The following is a 20,278-nucleotide window of genomic DNA, read 5'->3' as shown; positions in this document are numbered from 1 at the left end:
CACCTTTGCCTTTTTTTCGGAGGTGGGAGATCGAGATGAGCAATTCGGAGCTGATGCAGCGCGTGCTGGAGCGCCGCGCCCGGTTGTCGCCGGAGAAGCAGATTTTGCTGGAGCAGCGGATGAACGGGATTTTTGCGGAGGATGTGCAGGGATCGGAAACGGGCATTCCGCGCCGCAGCGGGACGGGGGCAGCCAGGCTGTCTTTTGCCCAGCAGCGCTTGTGGTTTTTAGATCGTTTGGAGCCGGGGAGTGCCGCGTATAACATCCCGACGCTGGTGCGGCTGTCTGGCCCGTTGGATGTGCAAAAGCTGACTTGGTGCCTGAATGAGATCGTGCGCCGCCATGAGGCGCTGCGCACGACCTTTGTGGAAGTGCAAGGCGAGCCGATACAGGTGATCGCGGAGGAAGCGGTGCTGGAACTGACGACGGCTGAGGCGGGGGAACTGCATCAGGAGGCGCAGAAGGCGTTTGATTTGCAACAAGGCCCGCTGGTGCGTGCCGTTTTGGCAAGCGAGGGAGAGGAAGAGCATCTGTTGCTGCTCACCCTCCATCACATCGTCGCCGACGGCTGGTCGCTTGGCGTGCTGGTCAAAGAGATGGCCGCGCTGTACAGCGGCACTGCTTTGCCTGCGCTGGCTGTTCAGTACGCAGATTTTGCGGAGTGGCAGCGCGGGCAGTTGCAAGGCGACGCATTAGAAAAAGGGCTGCGGTATTGGAAAGAGCAGTTGGGCGGTGAGATGCCTGTGCTGCAGCTTCCGACCGACCGTCCGCGTCCGCCTGTGCAGACGACGCGCGGCGGCGCGGTGCGGTTGGAACTGCCTGCACAGGTCACAGCGGACTTGAAAGAGCTCGGCAAGCAGACCGGGGCGACGCTGAACATGGTGCTCTTGGCCGTGTTCAAAACGCTTTTGTTCCGCTACACGGGACAGGAAGATCTGCGCGTCGGCACGCCTGTCGCCGGCCGCCGACAGCGGGAAGTGGAAGGGCTGATCGGCTTTTTCGTCAACACGCTGGTCATGCGGACGCACCCATCCCGGGAGCTGACGTTCCGCGAGCTGTTGACGCATGTGCGGCAGGTCAGTCTGGACGGCGATCTGCATCAGGACGTGCCGTTTGAAAAGCTGGTCGAAGAGCTGCAGCCGGAGCGGAACCTCAGCGTTCCGCCCCTGTTCAAAGCGATGTTCGTCCACCAGATCGCGCCGGAAACGCCGCCCGCTTTGGCCGGGCTGACCGTGCAGCGCGAAGAGGTGGAGACGGGGACGGCGCAGTTTGATCTGACCTTGTATGCGCTGGAAGAGGCGTCTTTGCTGAAGTTGACCTTGGAATATAACGCCGACCTGTTCGATCGCGAGACGGCTGAGCGGATGGCCGGGCATGTGCAGGTGCTGGTGGACGGCATTTTGTCAGCGCCGGATACACAGCTCGGGCAATTGCCGTTTGTAGGGGCAGAGGAGCGGAAAAAGCTGCTCGGGGAGTGGACTGCGACCGGGGCGGCTTTTGAAGAACTGTGTTTGCACGAGTGGTTCGAGCGGCAGGTGGAGGAGACGCCTCTGCGGACGGCGGTGGAATTCAGCGGGGAGAACGTGTCGTACCGCGAACTGAATCGCAGGGCCAATCGGTTGGCGCATCTGCTGCGTGCGAAAGGCGTTGGGCCGGATGTTCCTGTGGGGCTGTGCATGGAGCGGTCGGTGGAGATGATCGTCGCGTTGCTGGCGGTGCTAAAAGCGGGCGGCGCTTATGTGGCGCTCGACCCGGGCTATCCGCAGAGCAGACTTGCTTTTTTGCTGCAAGACACACAGGTGCCGGTGGTGGTGACGCAGGCGCATCTGCATAGCCTGCTGCCTGAGCATGCGGCAGAAGTCGTGGTGATGGAAGAGGCCGCATGTGCCGGGCAGAGCGAAGCGAACCCGGTGGGCGGAGTGACGCCGGAGCATCTGCTCTACGTGCTGTACACGTCAGGCTCGACCGGCGTGCCCAAAGGCGTGGAGATGCCGCACAAGGCGCTCAGCAATCTGCTGTCCTGGCAGCGCGGCTCGTTTGCTTTGCAAGGTGCGGTCAAGACGCTGCAGTTTACCGCGCTGCATTTTGACGTGGCGTGTCAGGAGATCTTTTCCACGCTGTGCTCGGGCGGGACGCTGGTTGTGCCGTCGGAAGAAGTGCGCCGGGAGCCAAGGCAGCTGTTGGAGCTGGTGGCGGAAACAGGCGTAGAGCGGATGTTCCTGCCCTTTATCGCCTTGCAGCAGCTGGCGGAATCGGCCGTCTCAGCCGGTCTCGTCACCGGGTTGAAAGAGATCGTGACCGCAGGCGAACAACTGCAGATGACCTCGCAGATCGTGCGGTTTTTGGACGGGATGTCAGGGTGCGTGCTGCACAACCAGTACGGGCCATCAGAGACGCATGTGGTGACGGCGTATACGTTACAGGATGGCGTGCAAACAGCGCTGCCTCCGATTGGCAAACCAATCAGCAACGTGCAGGCGTATGTGTTGGACGAATCCCTGCAGCCCGTGCCGGTCGGTGTGCAAGGGGAGCTGTACATCGGCGGCGCGGCGTTGGCGCGTGGGTATTGGCACCGAGCGGATTTGACGGAAGAGCGGTTTCTCCCCAGTCCCTTCGCCGATGGCGAGCGTTTCTACCGCACAGGCGATCTGGCGCGCTGGCTGGCCGATGGCAACTTGGAATTCCTCGGACGCGCCGACCAGCAGGTGAAGATTCGCGGACACCGCATCGAGCCGGGCGAAGTGGAAGCGGCGCTGTGCGAGCACCTCTTGGTGCAGGAAGCGGCGGTCACTGCAAGGGAAGATGTTCCTGGGCACAAGCGGCTTGTAGCGTACGTGGTGGGCGATGCGCCGCCGAATGAGCTCAAGCTGTTCCTGCAAGGCAAACTCCCCGAATACATGGTGCCAAGCGTCATCGTCTCACTTGAAAAATTACCCTTGACCGCCAGCGGCAAAGTCGACCGCCGCGCCTTGCCCGCACCCGAGCCGGAAGCAGGGATGGAGCCGCACTACGTCGCGCCCCGCACGCCTGCAGAAGCCGCCTTGGCCGCGATCTGGCAGGAAGTCTTGGGCGTGGAGCAAGTCGGCGTGCACGACAACTTTTTCGCCCGTGGCGGCCATTCGCTGCTGGCGACACAGGTGGTCTCGCGCATCGCCGTACAGTGGGACGTCGATCTTCCCCTGAAAAAGCTGTTCGAATCGCCCACCCTCGAAGCATTGGCACTTGCTGTCGGACAGGCAAAAGAGTCACACACGCCGCCCGTCGTGCCCCTCGCCGGAGACGGTGCCTTGCCGCTGTCGTTCGCGCAAGAACGGGTGCTCTTTTTCGAACAGTTGGAGCCAGGCACACCGATCTACCACATCGCAGGAGCGCTGCGGATGCAAGGCGATCTGGACGTGGAAAAATTGGCCCTGTGCTTCAACCAAGTCGTTGCGCGTCACGAATCCCTCCGCACCGTCTTTACAGAGGAGGACGGCGTGACGAAAGCTGCCGTCCTGCCCTCGATGCACATCGAAGTGCCGATCGAAGACGTCCAAGCCCACTCGCATGAGCAGATTTTAGAACTGGCCGGGCAAGAAATCCGCCAAGCCTTCGATCTGGCAACCGGCCCGCTTTTGCGTGTCCGACTGTATCGAAGCAGCGCACAAGATCACCTGCTGGCGCTGACTCTGCACCACATCATCGCCGACGGCTGGTCGCTTGGCGTCCTGATGGAGGAGATCTCTGCGCTGTACGGCAGCTCGGAGCTGGAACTGCTGCCTGTGCAATACGCCGATTACGCGGCTTGGCAGAAAGCGCACGGGCACGGACAGGAGCAGACGGAGTACTGGAAAGAGCAGCTGCATGGCCCGCTGCCGATCTTACAGTTGCCGACCGATCGTCCGCGCCCGGCGGTGCAGACGTATCGTGGTGAAACGATGCGTTTCATGATACCAGACGAGGTTGCATCCCAGTTGCAACAGCTCTGCCAGCGCGAAGGCGTGACCTTGTTCATGGCGCTCCTCGCCGCGTTTCAGACCCTGCTCCACCGCTATACGGGACAGGAGGACATCCTCGTCGGCACCCCGGTCGCGGGACGCAGCCGTCAGGAGATCGAAGGGCTGATCGGTTTCTTCGTCAACACGCTGGTACTGCGCACCGACCTCTCCGGCGCGCCGACCTTTGCCGAACTGCTTGCCCGCGTGCGCGAAACGGCAGTCGGGGCGTATGCGCATGGGGAACTGCCTTTTGAAAAACTGGTCGAAGAGCTGCAGCCGGAGCGCAATCGCAGCGTGTCACCGTTGTTCCAGGTGATGTTTGTTTTGCAAAATGCGCCGTTTGAGCGTCTGTCCTTCCCAGGGCTGACCTTGACGCCGGTGGAAGTGGAAGCGGGGACGGCAAAGTTTGATCTGACCTTGTTTATGGCGGAGGAAGCAGGCCGTCTGAGCGCGGCATTGGAGTACAACGCCGATCTCTTCGACCGCGCGACGGCGGAGCGGATGGCGGGGCATTTGCAGACATTGCTCTCGGCGATGGTGCAGGAGCCGCAGCGCTCGGTTGCGCTGGTGCCGCTGTTGACCGCAGGGGAGCAGGAAGTGCTGAATGTTTTGAATCAGACCAAGGCAGATTTTGTTCGGGAAATCTGTGTGCATCGCCTGATCGAAGAACAGGCGGCACGAACGCCAGATGCCATCGCGGTGGTGTGCGGAGCGGAGCGGTTGACCTACCGACAGCTCGATCAGAAAGCCAATGCGCTGTCCCATCGTTTGGCCGAGCTTGGTGTTGGGCCGGATGTGCTGGTCGGGCTGTATCTGGAGCGCTCGGTGGAGATGGCGGTTGCTCTGCTCGCCGTCTGGAAAGCGGGCGGCGCGTACGTGCCGATCGACCCGGCGTATCCGCTGGAGCGGACGGCATTTGTGCTGGAGGATGCGCAGGTTCCCGTTTTGCTTACACAAGAGCGTTTGAGCGCTCGTTTGCCGGGCACGTCTGCCTCCATCATTTGCATCGACGGAGTGGCAGAGGAGAGCGCAATGCCTGCAGCAAGCGGCGTCACCTCTTCGCATCTCGCCTATGTCATCTACACATCCGGCTCCACGGGCCGCCCCAAAGGCGTGCTGATCGAACATCGCGGCCTCGTCAATTATTTGACATGGGCAGCCGATGCATACGCAGTGCGGGAAGGGATCGGAGCGCCTGTGCATTCCTCGCTGGCGTTCGACTTGACGGTGACCAGCCTGCTCACTCCGCTGATCTCCGGCGGACAAGTGGTGATGGTGCCGGAGACGGAAGATTTGACGGCGCTTGGCGACGCGCTTCTGGCGCAAACCAACTTCGGCGTGGTCAAGATCACACCTGCGCACTTGCAATTGCTCGGCGACCACCTGCGGCCGGAACAGCTCGCGGGACGCACCAGAACGCTGGTCATCGGCGGCGAAGCATTGCCGGCCGATCTGCTCGCCGTCTGGCGTGAACATGCGCCGGAAACATTGCTGGTCAACGAGTACGGCCCGACCGAAACGGTTGTCGGGTGCAGCATCTATACGGTCACGTCCGATACGCCAGCTGCAGGCATCGTGCCGATCGGCAAGCCGATCACCAACACGGAGCTGTACATTCTGGACGGACACTTGCAGCAGGTGCCGCTTGGCGTTACCGGCGAGCTCTACATCGGCGGCGCGGGGGTCGCACGCGGCTATCTCAACCGCCCGGAACTGACCGCCGAGCGCTTCCTGCCCAACCCGTTCGGGTCGGGACGGCTGTACAAAACGGGAGACCTCGCACGCCTGCGACCCGATGGGAATCTCGAATTCCTCGGCCGCACTGACGACCAGGTCAAAGTGCGCGGCTTCCGCATCGAGCTGGGCGAGATCGAAAGCGCCCTGCTGGAGCACCCGTCCGTACAGGAAGCGGTTGTGCTCGCTCGCGACGGCCAACTGATCGCGTATATCGTCGGCCAAAATGAAGACTTGCGCGGTTTCCTGAAACAAAAACTACCTGACTACATGGTGCCGCCCATCATCCTCACCCTCGACCGCCTGCCCCTTACCACCAACGGCAAAGTCGACAAAAAAGCACTGCCCGCCCCCGATCACACCGACTCGCGCCCGGCCTACACCGCCCCGCGCACGCCGGTCGAGCAAAAGCTGGCCGAGATCTGGGCACAGCTGCTGCAGGTCGAGCAGGTCGGCATCCATGACAACTTTTTTGACCTCGGCGGACATTCGCTGCTCGCCTCGCAACTGGTAGCGCGAGTGCGCAGCGGCTTCGGAGTCGAAGTGCAGCTGCGCCACCTGTTCGAAGTGGCGACCGTTGCCGAACTTGCCGTGCAAATCGAGACCTTGCAAGCCACAGCCGTACCGAAAAAAGAGGAGCCGAAGATGGCCCGCTATGCCCGTGATTCATACCGCAGAAAGCCAGTGAAGGAGGACGGTTCGAAATGATCGAGATCTACGAGTTTCCTGTGTCATTTGCCCAGCAGCGCATGTGGCTGCTGGACCAGTTGACGCCGGGCAACCCGCTGTACAACACCCCTGCCGCTGTCAAACTGACCGGGGCGCTGGACGTTGACCGCCTGGAAGCAAGCCTGCAGGAGGTCGTCGCCCGCCACGAGGTGCTGCAGACCACGTTTGAGCTGATCGACGGGGAACCCTTGCAAGTGGTCAATCCTGCGCGGACGGTCGCTTTGCATCGGATCGACCTGCAGGTCCTGCCGTCGGAAGCGCGTGAGGCGGAATTGACCCGTTTGGCCCAGGAAGAGGCATTGCACAGTTTTGATCTGGAAAAAGGGCCTTTGCTGCGAACCGTCCTCGTGCAGACTGGCGCAGAGGAGCATGTGCTGCTGTTAAACCTGCATCACATCATCTCCGACGGCTGGTCAATCGGCGTGTTGATTCGCGAGATTTCGGCGCTGTATGCCGGGGAGGAACTGCCGGAGCTGCCGTTGCAGTATGCGGACTACACGCTGTGGCAGCAGGAGTGGCTGGAAGGGGAAGTGCTGGAAGAGCAGTTGGCGTACTGGGAAGAGACATTGGGCGGCGAGCTGGCAGTGCTTGCGCTGCCGACCGATTTCCCGCGTCCGGCTGAAACGGAGAATGGAGGCGCGACCTGCCGCTTTGCGCTGCCGAACTCCGTTTTTCAAAAGCTGACGGAGCTGGCCAAAGGGGAAGGGGCTACGTTGTACATGGTGCTGCTCGCGGCGTTTCAGACGCTGTTGCACCGCTATACAGGGCAAGGTGACATCCCGGTTGGCACGCCTGTCGCCGGGCGCAACCGCGAGGAGATCGAAGGGCTGATCGGACTCTTTGTGAACACGCTGGTGATGCGGGCTTCCGTAGAGAAAACTCACAGCTTCCGCGAACTCCTGCGCCAGGTGCGCGGCGTGACGCTTGATGCCTATGCGCACGCCGACGTCCCGTTTGAAAAAGTGGTCGAGCGCCTGCAGCCGGAACGCAGCCGCGCGTATTCACCGCTGTTTCAGGTGATGTTTATGCTGCACAACGCGATGACAGGCGAACTGGCGCTGCCGGGCGTGACCGTCGAGCCGCTGAAAGTGGAGAGCGGGCTGGCCAAGTTTGATTTGTCGCTGATGGTCGAAGAGGAGGCTGGAACGCTGCATGGTGCTTTCGAGTACCGCACCGACCTGTTTGCGGCTGAGACGGTGCAAAGGATGGCCGGGCACTTTTTGACGCTGTTGGAAGAGATCGCGGAACGTCCGGATGCGGCGGTTGGCGATCTGCCGCTGTTGTCGGAGCAGGAGCTGAAGTTGCTGGGGGCGTGGAATGAGACGGCTGTGGCATACCCTGATACTGATAATGTCTGCCTGCACGAGCTGTTTGAAAGGCAGGCTGAGCATATGCCCGATGCGACCGCTGTGGTGATGGGCGATGTGCGCTGGACGTACCGCGAGTTGGACCGGCGCGCCAACCAAGTGGCACACCTCCTGCAGAAAAAGGGAGTGGGCGCTGACACGACGGTCGGCATTCGCATGTCCCGCTCGCCGGAGCAAGTCGCCGCACTCCTTGGCGTGCTGAAAGCGGGCGGGGCTTATTTGCCGCTCGACCCGGCGCTTCCTGCGGAACGGCTGCGTTTTATGGAGCAGGACGGGGATGTGGCGGTGACGCTGACACCTGAGTTGCTCGTCGCGTCTTCAGCAGAGCCGATGGAAAAAGTGGAGTCGGGCGCGTCGGCCGACTTGATGGCGTATCTGTTGTACACTTCGGGCTCGACCGGCGAACCGAAAGGCGTCGCTGTGCCGCATCGGGCGATCTGCAACCACATGCTGTGGTTTTTGCAGACGTACGGGATTACGGCGGACGACCGGGTGCTGCAAAAGACCTCGTTTGGTTTTGATGCGTCAGGCATTGAGTTTTATGCCGCGCTGTTGTCGGGGGCACAGCTGGTGCTGGCCGACCCGGAGGAGAGTCAGGACAGCGCGTATTTGGTGAAGGAGATCGCCGCGCAGGGGATCACCGTGTTGGCGCTGGTGCCGTCCTTGCTGCAGGTGATGCTGGAAGAGCCGGGGATGGCCGCGTGCACGTCGTTGCGCCATGTGTTCTGCGGCGGCGAAGCGATGTTGGGCGAGCTGCAGGAGCGCTTTTTTGACCGGATGCTACACACGTCCCTGCACAACCTCTACGGCCCGACGGAAGCCTGCATCGACGCCACCGCCTGGACGTGCCGGCGCGGGGAGACGTATCCGTCGGGTAACGTGCCGATCGGGCGACCGATTCAGAATTTGCAGATGTATGTGTTGGATGACGCCATGCAGCTGGTGCCGGTCGGAGTCGTTGGCGAACTGCACATCGGCGGCGCGGGGCTGGCAAACGGGTATTGGAAGCGGCCGGAGCTGACGGAAGCGAAGTTTGTGCAGAATCCGTTTGGTGATGGGCGGCTGTATAAGACGGGGGATCTGGTGAAGTATCGCCCGGACGGCGCGCTGGAATTTGTCGGACGGATCGACCAGCAGCTGAAAGTGCGGGGCTTCCGCATCGAGACCGGGGAAGTGGAAGCGGCGATTTTGGCGCATTCTGGTGTGCGCGAAGTGCTGGTGATGGCGAAGGAGAATCGTTTGACCGCTTATGTGGCAGGCGAGGCGAATCTGGATCTGGATTTGCTGAAGCGCAGGCTGGGAGCGAAACTTCCCGAGTACATGGTGCCGTCTGCGTTTGTTCTGCTGGATATCTTCCCGCGAACGGCCAATGGAAAAATTGACCGGGCGCAGTTGCCCGTTCCTGTGGTGGCAGCAGCAGAATTTATCGCGCCGCGCACGCAGCAGGAAGAGAGCATCGCAGCGATTTGGCGTGAGGTGCTGGGAGTCGGGGAGATCAGCGTCGAGTCGAATTTCTTTGAGCTTGGCGGTTACTCCTTGCTCGCCTCGCAAGTGATGGCGCGGGTACGCCAGCAGTTCGATGTCGACTTGCCGCTGCGCAAGCTGTTCGACGCGCCGACGATTGCCGGTCTGGCAGCAGTTCTGGAAGCGACAAACAAGGCGAAAGCGCTGCCCCCTCTGCAAAAAGTCCCGCGTGACGAATTGATTCCGCTGTCGTTTGCTCAGGAGCGGCTGTGGTTCTTCGAGCAGCTGCAAAAAGGGACGGCTGCGTATCACATTCCCAGCGCGGTGCGGCTGGAAGGGCATCTGGATGTGGAACGGTTGACGGCGAGTTTACAGGCCATCGTGAACCGGCACGAAGCTCTGCGCACTACTTTCACGGAGGTAGACGGACAGCCGAAGCAGGTTGTGCATGCCGACATGCCGATTGAGCTGCGTTGGATCGCAGAAAGCGAGATGGAAGCCGAAGCAACGCGTCCCTTCGATCTGGAAGCAGGACCGCTGCTGCGTGCTGCGCTTGTGCAGCATCGTGAGACGGAACACACGCTGTTGCTGACCCTGCACCACATCGCAGCGGACGGCTGGTCGATGGGCGTGTTGATCCGCGAACTGACCGCGCTGTACGGGAATGCAGCTCATCCGCTTGCCGAACTGCCGATCCAATACGCAGATTATGCCAGCTGGCAGCGCGAGTGGCTGCAAGGCGATACGCTCGAAGCGGGGCTCGCGTACTGGAAACAGCAGCTCGGCGGCACCCAGCCTGTCTTGCAGTTGCCGACCGACCGTCTGCGTCCTGCCGTGCAGACCTATCGCGGGGCGGTGGAGCACACGCTGCTGTCTGCGGAACTGCTCAGTGCTGTTCAACAAGTGGGAGAGCGTGAAGAGGCTACGCTGTTCATGACGCTGTTAGCCGCCTTCCAAACGCTGCTCTACCGCTACACCGGTCAAGAAGACCTCCGCGTCGGTACGCCCGTCGCCAACCGCAGCCGGGTGGAAGTGGAAGAGCTGATCGGCTTTTTCGTCAATACGCTCGTCTTGCGGGCCGAAGTCAGCGGTACGCTCAGCTTCCGCGACCTCTTGCGTCAAGTGCGCGAGACCGCGCTGGATGCGTTTGCCCACGAAGACGTGCCGTTTGAGCAGTTGGTCAAAGAGCTGCAGCCCGAGCGCGACCTGAGCCATACGCCGCTCTTCCAAACGCTGTTCGTCCTGCAAAATGCGCCTCGGGAAGCATTCGAACTTCCCGGCCTGACCCTCACGCCGCTTGACGTGAACAGCGGTGCGTCCAAGTTCGACCTCACGCTGTCAGTGTTAGAAACAGCGAACGGCCTGCTCTGCCATTTCGAGTACAACGCCGACCTGTTTGACGCAGCAACGATCAAGCGCATGGCGGGGCACTTCGAAACCTTGCTGACAAGCATTGCAGCGGACGCCAACGAGTGCCTTGGACGACTCAATATCATGACAAAAGCTGAAAAAGCACAATTGAATGCCATTTGGGAGCTTCCGAGAGCTGTGCCATCGCACCTCTGCTTGCACCAGATCTTCGAGACGCAAGCCTCTCGAACGCCGGACGCCGCAGCCGTCACCTATAACGGGGTCAGCCTGACCTACCGCGAACTCAACGAGCGTGCCAACCACCTCGGGCATCACCTACGCGCCAAAGGGGTGGGGCCGGACCAACTCGTCGGGCTGTGCACGGAGCGCTCTCCGGAGATGATCATCGGGCTGCTTGGCATCTTGAAAGCAGGCGGCGCTTACGTCCCGCTCGACCCGGCGTATCCGGCAGAGCGGCTTAAGTTCCTGCTGGACGATGCGAACGTCAAGCTCATCGTCACACAGGAGACGCTAACTGCCGCGCTGCCTGTGCATGATGCCGAGCTGATCCTGATCACAGATGAAACGGACACCACTAATCCGGCTTGCATCACCTCGCCGGATCATCTTGCCTACGTCATCTACACATCAGGCTCGACCGGGCAGCCTAAAGGCGTACTCATCCCGCACGCCAACGTCGCTCGTCTGTTCACCGCCACAGCGCCGTGGTTCGGATTTAACGAGCAGGACGTGTGGACGCTGTTCCACTCCTACGCTTTCGACTTCTCCGTCTGGGAGATATGGGGCGCACTGCTCTATGGCGGCCGTCTGGTGATCGTGCCGTATTTGACCAGCCGTTCCCCGGAGCAGTTCTGCGAGCTGCTCTGCCAAGAAGGGGTCACCGTGCTCAACCAGACCCCGTCCGCGTTCCGCCAGCTCATCCAAGCGGAACCAACACCAAGCGCCCTCAACCTCCGTTACGTCATCTTCGGCGGCGAAGCGCTGGAAATGCAAAGCCTCGCTCCATGGTTCGAACGCCACGGCGACGAGCGTCCGCAACTGATCAACATGTACGGCATCACCGAAACCACCGTCCACGTCACCTACCGTCCTTTGACAAAAGCAGACCTGTCGCGCGGCAGCATCATCGGCATCCCGATCCCCGACCTGCAGGTGCGCATCCTCGACAGCTTCGGCCAGCCGGTGCCCATTGGCATCCCCGGCGAGCTGTACGTGGGCGGGGCAGGAGTTGCTCAAGGCTATCTGAACCGCCCGGAGCTGACCGCCGAGCGTTTCGCAGGCGGCTTCTACAAAACGGGCGATTTGGCGCGACTCCTGCCAAACGGTGATCTGGAATACCTCGGCCGCATCGACCAGCAAGTAAAAATCCGCGGATTCCGCATCGAACTCGGCGAGATCGAGTCTGCCCTCGTGCAGCTTCCCCAAGTCCGCGAAGCTGTCGTCACCGCGCAAAACGACCGCCTGATCGCGTACATCGTCCCGGAGCAGGGAAGTGACCCGAGCGACCTGCGCAGCTGTCTCCAACACAAATTACCCGACTACATGCTGCCCTCCGCTTACATCACCATAGAGCGCCTGCTCCTGACACCAAACGGCAAAGTCGACACCCGCGCTCTGCCGCTTCCGGACGGCGGGACCGGCACCAAGGCATACGCAGCTCCGCAGACCGACGCTGAACAAGCGCTCTGTGCCATTTTCCAAAATGTCCTCGGCACCACGCAAGTCGGCCGCGAAGACAACTTCTTTGAGCTCGGCGGCGACTCGATCCTCTGCATTCAAGTGGTCGCGCAGGCCCGTCAACACGGCTATGAGCTCTCCCTCCAAGAGATGTTCCGCCAGCCGACCGTTCGCGATCTGGCCGCCACGCTGCAGGCGGCACACAGCCCGGCGGCATCCAGCGAACCGTTCAGCCTGCTCGCCGAGGAAGACCGCCTGCTGCTGCCGTCTGGAATTGTAGACGCCTATCCGCTGACCAAACTCCAGGCCGGCATGCTCTTCCACAGCGCAGCCAGCGGTGACGCCTCGGTCTACCACAACGTCAACACGTACCACCTGCGCGCTCCGTTCGACGCAGAGCGGCTGGCCCAAACGGTGGCCGATCTTGCCCTGCACCACCCGGTTCTGCGCACCTCGTTTGACCTGACGTCCTACAGCGAACCGCTGCAGCTGGTGCACCGCGAAGTCAGCATCCCGCTCGACTTCGAAGACCTGCGCCACCTCTCCTCAAGGGAGCAGGAAAAGCATATCGCCGACTGGTTCGAGCAAGAAAAGACCAGCCATTTCGACTGGTCGCAAGCTCCGCTGCTGCGCCTGAAGATCCATCGCCGCACCGAAGAGACGTTCCAGTTCAGCTTCACCGAGCACCACGCCATCCTCGACGGCTGGAGCGTGGCGACGTTGATCACCGGGTTCTTCCACAGCTATCTCACCGGTCAGCCGCTGGAGCAGACGCTCCCGCTGTTCCGCGAGTACGTCGCGCTGGAAAGCGCAGCGGTCACCAGCGATGAACACAAAACCTTCTGGCTCCGGCAGCTTGACGAGTTCACCTTCACCAAAGTCCCGCGCCTGCCGCGAACCGAAGTGCAGGAACCGCAGGCTCACGGTCCGCAGCTGTCCTTGAACGTCCCACTCGACAGCAATTTGTCCGATGCGCTCAAACAACTCGCACACACCGCAGGCGTTCCGCTGAAAAGCGTTCTGCTCGCCGCACACCTGCGCGTCCTGAGTTTCATCTGCGGTCATCAAGACGTCACGACCGGCGTAGTCGCCAACGGCCGTCCCGAGCAGGAGGGAGGGGAACGCGCCCTCGGTCTGTTCCTGAACACCTTGCCGATCCGCCAGCAGCTCCAAGGCGGGACTTGGCTCGAACTGATCCGCAACACCTTCACCGCCGAACAAGAGACGCTTCCGTACCGCCGCTACCCGATGATGCAGATCCAGCAAGACCACGGCGGCCACACCTTGTTCGAGACGGCGTTCAATTTCACGCATTTCCACGTCTACAGCGCATTTGAAGGCTTGCCCGAAGTCGAAGTGCTCGATGCGACCGGCATTGCCGACACCAATTTTGCGCTCAGCGCCGAGTTCAGCCAAAACGCCGACACGGGCGAGATCGGCCTGCTCCTGCGCTTCGACGGCGGCGAATTTGATCAAGAGCAGATCACCGCACTCTCCGGTTCTTACACCCGCTGTTTCCAAGCGATGACCGCCGACGCGCAGTCCCGCTATGAAACCTGCAGCCTGCTGGCCGCCAAAGAACTCCAGCAACTGCACGATTGGAAAAATTCGGCCCCGCCGCATCCGAGCGACCTCTGCGCCCACGAACTCATCGCGCACCGTGCTGCCCAAACGCCGGACAAGCCTGCCGTCGTCTTCGAAGACGAGCAGCTGACCTACCGCCAGCTTGACGAACACGCCAACCGTCTGGCTCGCTATCTGCGTTCCTGCGGCGTCGGCCCGGACACGCTGGTCGGCATCTCCGTCGAGCGATCGCTGGAGATGATCATCGGCGTGCTGGGCATTCTGAAGGCGGGCGGCGCCTTTGTCCCGCTCGACCCGAGCTACCCGCAGGAGCGCATCGCCTACATGATCGAAGACGCCGGGCTGCAACTGCTGCTCACCCAAGAGCGTTTTGCAGAAAAGTTGCAACATCTGCAAGCAAAGCAGAGCCTGCGCCTGATCCACCTGGATGCCGATTGGCCGACCATCTCGCAACAACCGGCAGAACCCGTCCCGAATCTCGCAGGTGCCGACCATCTTTCCTACGTCATCTACACCTCCGGGTCAACAGGGAAGCCAAAAGGTGTCCTGCTCCAACACAAAGGTCTCAGCAACATGGCGCTGTCTCTGCACAAAACGTTCCATGTTGATGCCAGCAGCCGCGTTCTGCAATTTGCGTCCTTCTCCTTTGACGCGTCCGTCTCGGAGATCTTCATGGCGCTCGTCCACGGCGGCACCTTGTACCTCGCCCGTCAGGACGACCTGATGCCCGGCCCTGATCTGCTGAACACGTTGCGCCAACACAAGATCACCACCGTCACCTTGCCGCCGTCCGCGTTGGCGGTGATGGAGGATGACAACTTGCCCGACCTGCAGACGATCATCTCTGCCGGGGAAGCCTGCACCGCCGAACTGATCGCCCGCTGGTCGCAAGGCCGCGCCTTCATCAACGGCTACGGCCCGTCGGAGGCGACTTGCTGCACCAGCGCCCAGGAGTACCGCAACGCTGACGGCACTGAAGCGGTGCTGATCGGCCGGCCTTTCGCCGGTGTCGACGTCTATGTCCTCGACGAACACGGTCAACCTGTGCCGGTCGGTACGCCAGGCGAACTCCACGTTGGCGGCAACTGCGTCGGGCGCGGCTATCTCGACCGCCCGGAGCTGACCGCTGAAAAGTTCATCTTGCAGGATGGCGAACTCCTCTACAAAACGGGCGACCTCGTCCGCTGGCTTCCGGACGGCCGTCTCGAATACATCTCGCGCCGCGACCACCAAGTCAAAATCCGCGGTTTCCGCATCGAAACGGGCGAGATCGAAAACCAGCTCAGCCAGCATCCGTCGGTCGGACATGCGATCGTCCTCGTGCGCGAAGACGTCCCCGGCGACAAGCGCCTTGCCGCGTACGCCGTCCTCCGCGACGAAGCGCACCCGGCGACCGCCGACGACCTACGTGACTTTTTGCAAGCACGGCTACCTGAGTACATGGTGCCGTCGCACATTCTGCTGCTCGACGCCATGCCGCTCACCCCGAACGGCAAGATCGACCGCCGCGCCTTGCCTGCTCCGATGGGCGTGCGTCCGCCGGGGGAGACCGAATACGCCGCGCCGCGCGACCTGCTGGAGCTTGAACTGGTGCAGCTCTGGGAATCCTTGTTGCACATCGCGCCGGTCGGCATCCGCGACAACTTTTTCCTGCTGGGCGGACATTCCTTGCTCGCCGTGCGGATGATGGCGATGATCCAGAAAAAATGGGGGCAGGACCTGCCGTTTTCCGCCCTGTCGCAAGGGGGCACCATCGAACACTTGGCGGGCATGCTGCGCGACGGAAATACGCAGCAGCGCTCATCGCTGATCCCGCTCCAGGCAGAAGGCACCCAGCCGCCCTTTTTCTGCGTCCATGCTGTTGGCGGCTCCGTGCTGTCCTACGTGCATCTCGCCAAACTGCTCGGCACGAACCAGCCGTTCTATGGCTTGCAGTCCCCGGGCCTCGATGACGACCGCGAGCCGTTCACCGACATCACCCGCATGGCGGCGCACTACATCGAAGAGTTGCGCAGGGTCCAACCATACGGCCCGTACCACCTCGGCGGCTGGTCGCTTGGCGGTGTGATGGCGTTTGAGATGGCGCAGCAGCTCCAGTTGGCCGGGGAAGAGGTAGAGCTGTTGGCGATCTTCGACAGCTTTGCGCCGCTCTTGCACAACCGCCGCGATTTCCCGACGGAAGCGAGCATTCTGGCTGGATTCTCCGAGTACCTCGCCGCCTCTTCGGGCGTTGAGATCCCGGACGGCATGGAGGAGCATCTGTACACCTTGAGTGACGAAGACGCCTTCCGGTACGTGCTCGAACAGTCGATCCGGCAAAACATCCTGCCGCGCGACATCGGCTTCAAGCAGTTCTACCGCCTGTACCGCGTGTTCCGCGCCAACCTGCTCTCCGTGCACGACTACACGCCGCAGGCGTATGGTGGCGACATCACGCTGTTCAAAGCAACCGAGTTCGTCTCGATCGAACTCGCCACCAAAATCAACGATGAGCCGACGATGGGCTGGGGCGAGCTGGTGCAAGGGGAGATCACCACGCATCACTTGCCGGGCACGCATTTCTCGATCGTCCGTCCGCCGCACGTCGAACATCTGGCGCAGAAACTGGAAAAAGTGATACACTCTTCAGTAAGTAAAAGGAGTGGTGATCGCAATGGCAAAACCGAAAAACATCAAGGCTGAAGACGTGCTGGCCCGCCTTGATGAAGGCGCAACCTTACAAATCATCGACGTTCGCGAAGACACCGAAGTCTCCCGCGGCATGATCCCCGGCGCCATCCACATCCGCTTGTCGGACGTGGAGAGCCGCTACACCGAGCTTGATCCCGAGCTGGAAACGGTTGTCGTCTGCCGCAGCGGACGCCGCAGCCGTTCCGCGTGCAACTTTTTGATTCAACAAGGATTTACCAAGCTCTTGAACATGGAAGACGGCATGCTGGCTTGGAAAGGGGAACTGGAGGAATTTTATCCGTGATCCCGTCCGACATGCAGATCCGCGCGCTGGAGCCTGCCGACCAGTCCTGACTCCGCGACTTCCTGATCGAGCAGTGGGGCAGCCCGCAGATGGTCTATTCCAAAGGCATTCACCACGTGGACAAGCTGCCCGGCTTCGTCGCCCTGCACGGCAGCGAGCCCCTTGGTCTGATCACCACGAACGACAATCTGCATGCGCTCCGCTTCTACCAAAAGCGCGGGAGATCAAGCCGCAGATCCCGCTGATCGGCAACGACGGCATCAAAATTCAAGACGAGATCGAACTGGAAAAGATCTTGCGAAAGGAATGACATACCTGTGACCACACCTGACATCACCCTCCCGGCGCAGCGTCAGTTGGAAGCGTACAACAACCGCGACATCGAAGCCTTCATGGCCTGCTATGCGCAAGACATCGTCGTAGAAGACGCAGAAGGCAACATTCTCATGCAAGGCTGGGAAAACATGTACAAAAGCTACGCGGCCATGTTCGAGCAAAGCCCGGAGCTGCACTGCAAACTGGTCTCCCGCATCGCCGTGGGCAACTACGTCCTCGACGAAGAAAACGTGACCGGCCACGCCAAACGCAGTCCAGGCGAAGTCTCGCATGTCGTCGCGGTGTACCGAATCGCCGATGACTTGATTCAGCACGTGCGCTTTATCCGCTGATTTCGCATTTTCCCTGACACCCTGAGACAAAGTTCAGGGAATTCCCTGATAGAAAAGCCTGTCAATCTGGCTTATATTGAAAGAGAAGAAGCCTAACCCGATATCTTCCAAATTGAAGCGGCGCCATGCCGTAGCCCTCGCAGATGCGAGGGTCTTTTTTTGCCCATTTATTCCTGATCAGGGAGTTCTGCTCCGAAGATCAGGGAACCTCCCGACTTACAACATGTGCTAGGGGACGTACAATGAAGACAGAAACAACGACACGAATCCTGAGGAGGAAATTCTCATGTATAAAAAAATTCTTGTAGCTGTCGACGGTTCCAAAGCATCCGAAAAAGCGCTCCACTGGGCAAAAGAAGCGCATGACACACTCCCGGATGTGCAGATCACCTTCTTATACGCGCACCAGCCGTTGGCAGCATCTGTTGTCGCAGCCTACGCTCCGGTCGGCTTTCGGTTCGACTATGATGTAAACTCCGACGACGGCGTGCTCCCGGACATCACCCCGGCTTCCCGTGCCGTCGAGCAGTTCCCGCACCAAGAGCGCGTCGCGCACCTCACCAAGCTCGGCGTACCATCCGAATCCATCCTCAAAGAAGCGGAAGCGGGCAACTACGACCTCCTCGTTCTCGGCGCAGAAGGCCACGGCGTCGTCGAGTCGGTCCTGCTCGGCAGCGTGTCGGCGAAAGTTTTGCATTACGCGAAACTTCCGGTATTAATCGTTCGCTAACGTTGCGCAATCATGGTATAATTAAATTATAATATACCATTGATTAAATGAGGTTGACTGCCATGCGCACTACTGTACCAAAAGGACCGGGGCCGCGCAGCCAAGCACGGCCCACTACTTCTGCTCAATTCCAATCGGCCGCCGGAATGCCTTCGCAACAGCAACTGCTGCAGATGCAGCAAAACGCAGGCAACCGAAAGACCGTACAATATTTGCAAAGCCAGATGACCATCCAGCGCTCGCCCGACACGTGGACGACCTGGCCGGCTGTGCAGGATGCTGCCGCCAAAGGTACCTGGGGGCGCATTTGCGCGCTTGCTGCTGCCTATTCCAAATTGCTGCCTGCTGCGGCGGAGAAACGTGAGTCCATCCTGCTCGAGCTGGACGCGCAGATTACAAAATGGCAGACGGAGTACACCGCGATTGGCGGCAATGCCAAACAAGACGTGAGCGATCTCTGGATGCACCGCGCTGCAGCGATCAATGATCTCGTGCGCAGAATGGGGGCGGAGTGGAAAGAGATGGACGCTCCCGGGACGCTGTTGCCGAGCCTGCCGGAGGAACGCGTTGCCAATCCGGAGCTGTCCAAAAAGAAGGATGTCGGCGGCCAGAGTGTGGAAGGCGGATTTTTTTCCACCAACGAACGTATTTTGGACGAGATGGGCAACACGATCGGCGTGGCGAAAAAAGGGTATCTCTGCGAGTTTGAAAAGCCGGCGGCCGGCCCGTCCGGCCTGAAAGCGGGAGATTACTATAAAGTGCGACCCAGCGCCGAGATGGCCGGTTCGAAAAATTATCTCGCGTTTCGAGAGGGCTATGTGGTGCGCACCGCTGTGAGCGACTTCAATTTGCTGAAGAAGGATGGAGAACTGGGGTACGAGAAACCGAATCCGGACGCTCTCTACCAACCTCTCTTTCCGCATGCGCCGAAGCTTGACGATGTCAAGCAAGGGTACATCGGAGATTGTTACTTGCTGGCTGCCGTCCTCGCCCTGGTCAACAAGTCCCCCGGCCTGATCTCCGGCATGATGCGCGACAACGGCAACGGCACCGTCACGGTCAAGATGTTTGACGTCGAAGGGAAAAACGGCAAGAAAACGTTCACCCCCCGCGAAGTCACCATCGAGAAGTCGGTGGTGAAGCGCACGAGCGGCAAAGACAAGACGGATGAAAATGCGCAAGGCACGCTCTGGGTTCAATTGCTGGAGAAAGCGTACGCCGCAGCAGGCTATTACGGCCGGGGGGAGGAGCGCGTTCCGCTCAAAGAAAACACGTTTGAGCAGCTCGCCAGCGGGATCGCCGGCATTGCCTTCGAACACTTGACAGGACATGAAGCGGTGTACAAGTCGGTGGAGACCTATCAGTCCGAGGCCAAAGACGGCAGTTGGCTGATGATGAGTGCGCTCAAGAGCCAATTGACTCCGGACCAGCAGATGGAGCTGTTCGCCGACCCTGACCTCGCCGACGGCATCAAAAAGCTGCACGAACAGCAAAAACACGTCTATCCGGTTGAGATCGATGTCTACTTGCAGAAAAAAGGTCTGTCCAAACCTACGCGTGACATCATCCGCAAACACCTCGAAGCGGGCAACTTGTATTCCGGCAAGCGGGGCACAGGGAAGTACACCAAAACACAGCTTGATACGTTCGCAGCGATTCAACAAGCGGTGGACGCCAAACATCCGATGGCGATCTCCTCGCATGATAAGATCGCCTCGCCGAAAAAAGGCATTTTCGGAGTCGGCCACAGCGGCGGGGAACAGATGGCAAAAGGCCTGGTCGGGCGTCACGTGTACGCTGTGCTCGATTACCGGGACAACGGCGGCCTGAAAGAAGTGAAAGTCCGCAATCCATGGGGCAATTACGGCCGCACTTATGGCAAAAAGTTTTTCTCAGGGGCTGTAGAAGCCAAAGAAGTCAAGGGCGGGAACGGCGAGTTCTGGCTGGAACTGTCCGACCTGACCAAACGCTTTCATACGTTGCATAGCGTCAATATGCCGTAA

General features: G+C 60.6%; 6 protein-coding genes and 1 pseudogene. All 7 read left to right on the top strand.

The window, feature by feature from the left end:
- The first annotated feature begins 35 nt into the window (after nucleotides 1-35).
- The 7 genes and pseudogenes from CBW65_RS19715 (at nucleotide 36) to CBW65_RS19685 (ending at nucleotide 20,278) form a co-directional block, all read left to right on the top strand.
- Nucleotides 36-6,419, top strand: a complete 6,384-nt coding sequence (locus tag CBW65_RS19715; protein ID WP_198299668.1) for a non-ribosomal peptide synthetase — start codon at nucleotides 36-38, stop codon at nucleotides 6,417-6,419.
- On the top strand, nucleotides 6,416-16,585 hold the full coding sequence (locus CBW65_RS19710; protein WP_087458306.1) for a non-ribosomal peptide synthetase: 10,170 nt from the start codon (nucleotides 6,416-6,418) through the stop codon (nucleotides 16,583-16,585). The genes CBW65_RS19715 and CBW65_RS19710 overlap by 4 nt, the downstream gene beginning before the upstream one ends.
- On the top strand, nucleotides 16,557-16,877 hold the full coding sequence (locus CBW65_RS19705; protein WP_087458305.1) for a rhodanese-like domain-containing protein: 321 nt from the start codon (nucleotides 16,557-16,559) through the stop codon (nucleotides 16,875-16,877). Before CBW65_RS19710 ends, CBW65_RS19705 begins: the two co-directional genes overlap by 29 nt.
- A gap of 62 nt (nucleotides 16,878-16,939) precedes the next feature.
- Nucleotides 16,940-17,187 (top strand): annotated as a pseudogene (locus CBW65_RS19700) (hypothetical protein).
- A gap of 7 nt (nucleotides 17,188-17,194) precedes the next feature.
- Nucleotides 17,195-17,545 (top strand): nuclear transport factor 2 family protein, encoded by a 351-nt coding sequence (locus CBW65_RS19695; protein WP_087458304.1) that lies wholly within the window; start codon nucleotides 17,195-17,197, stop codon nucleotides 17,543-17,545.
- Between the two features lie 286 nt (nucleotides 17,546-17,831).
- Nucleotides 17,832-18,275 carry a universal stress protein gene (locus CBW65_RS19690; RefSeq protein WP_087458303.1) on the top strand — a complete coding sequence of 148 codons (444 nt, stop codon included), beginning with the start codon at nucleotides 17,832-17,834 and terminating at the stop codon, nucleotides 18,273-18,275.
- A gap of 62 nt (nucleotides 18,276-18,337) precedes the next feature.
- Nucleotides 18,338-20,278 (top strand): C2 family cysteine protease, encoded by a 1,941-nt coding sequence (locus tag CBW65_RS19685; RefSeq protein ID WP_157722075.1) that lies wholly within the window; start codon nucleotides 18,338-18,340, stop codon nucleotides 20,276-20,278.

The organism is Tumebacillus avium (genome assembly GCF_002162355.1).
GTDB lineage: Bacteria > Bacillota > Bacilli > Tumebacillales > Tumebacillaceae > Tumebacillus_A > Tumebacillus_A avium.
Note: the sequence above shows the minus strand (reverse complement) of the source record. Positions and strands in the feature narration are given on the sequence as shown.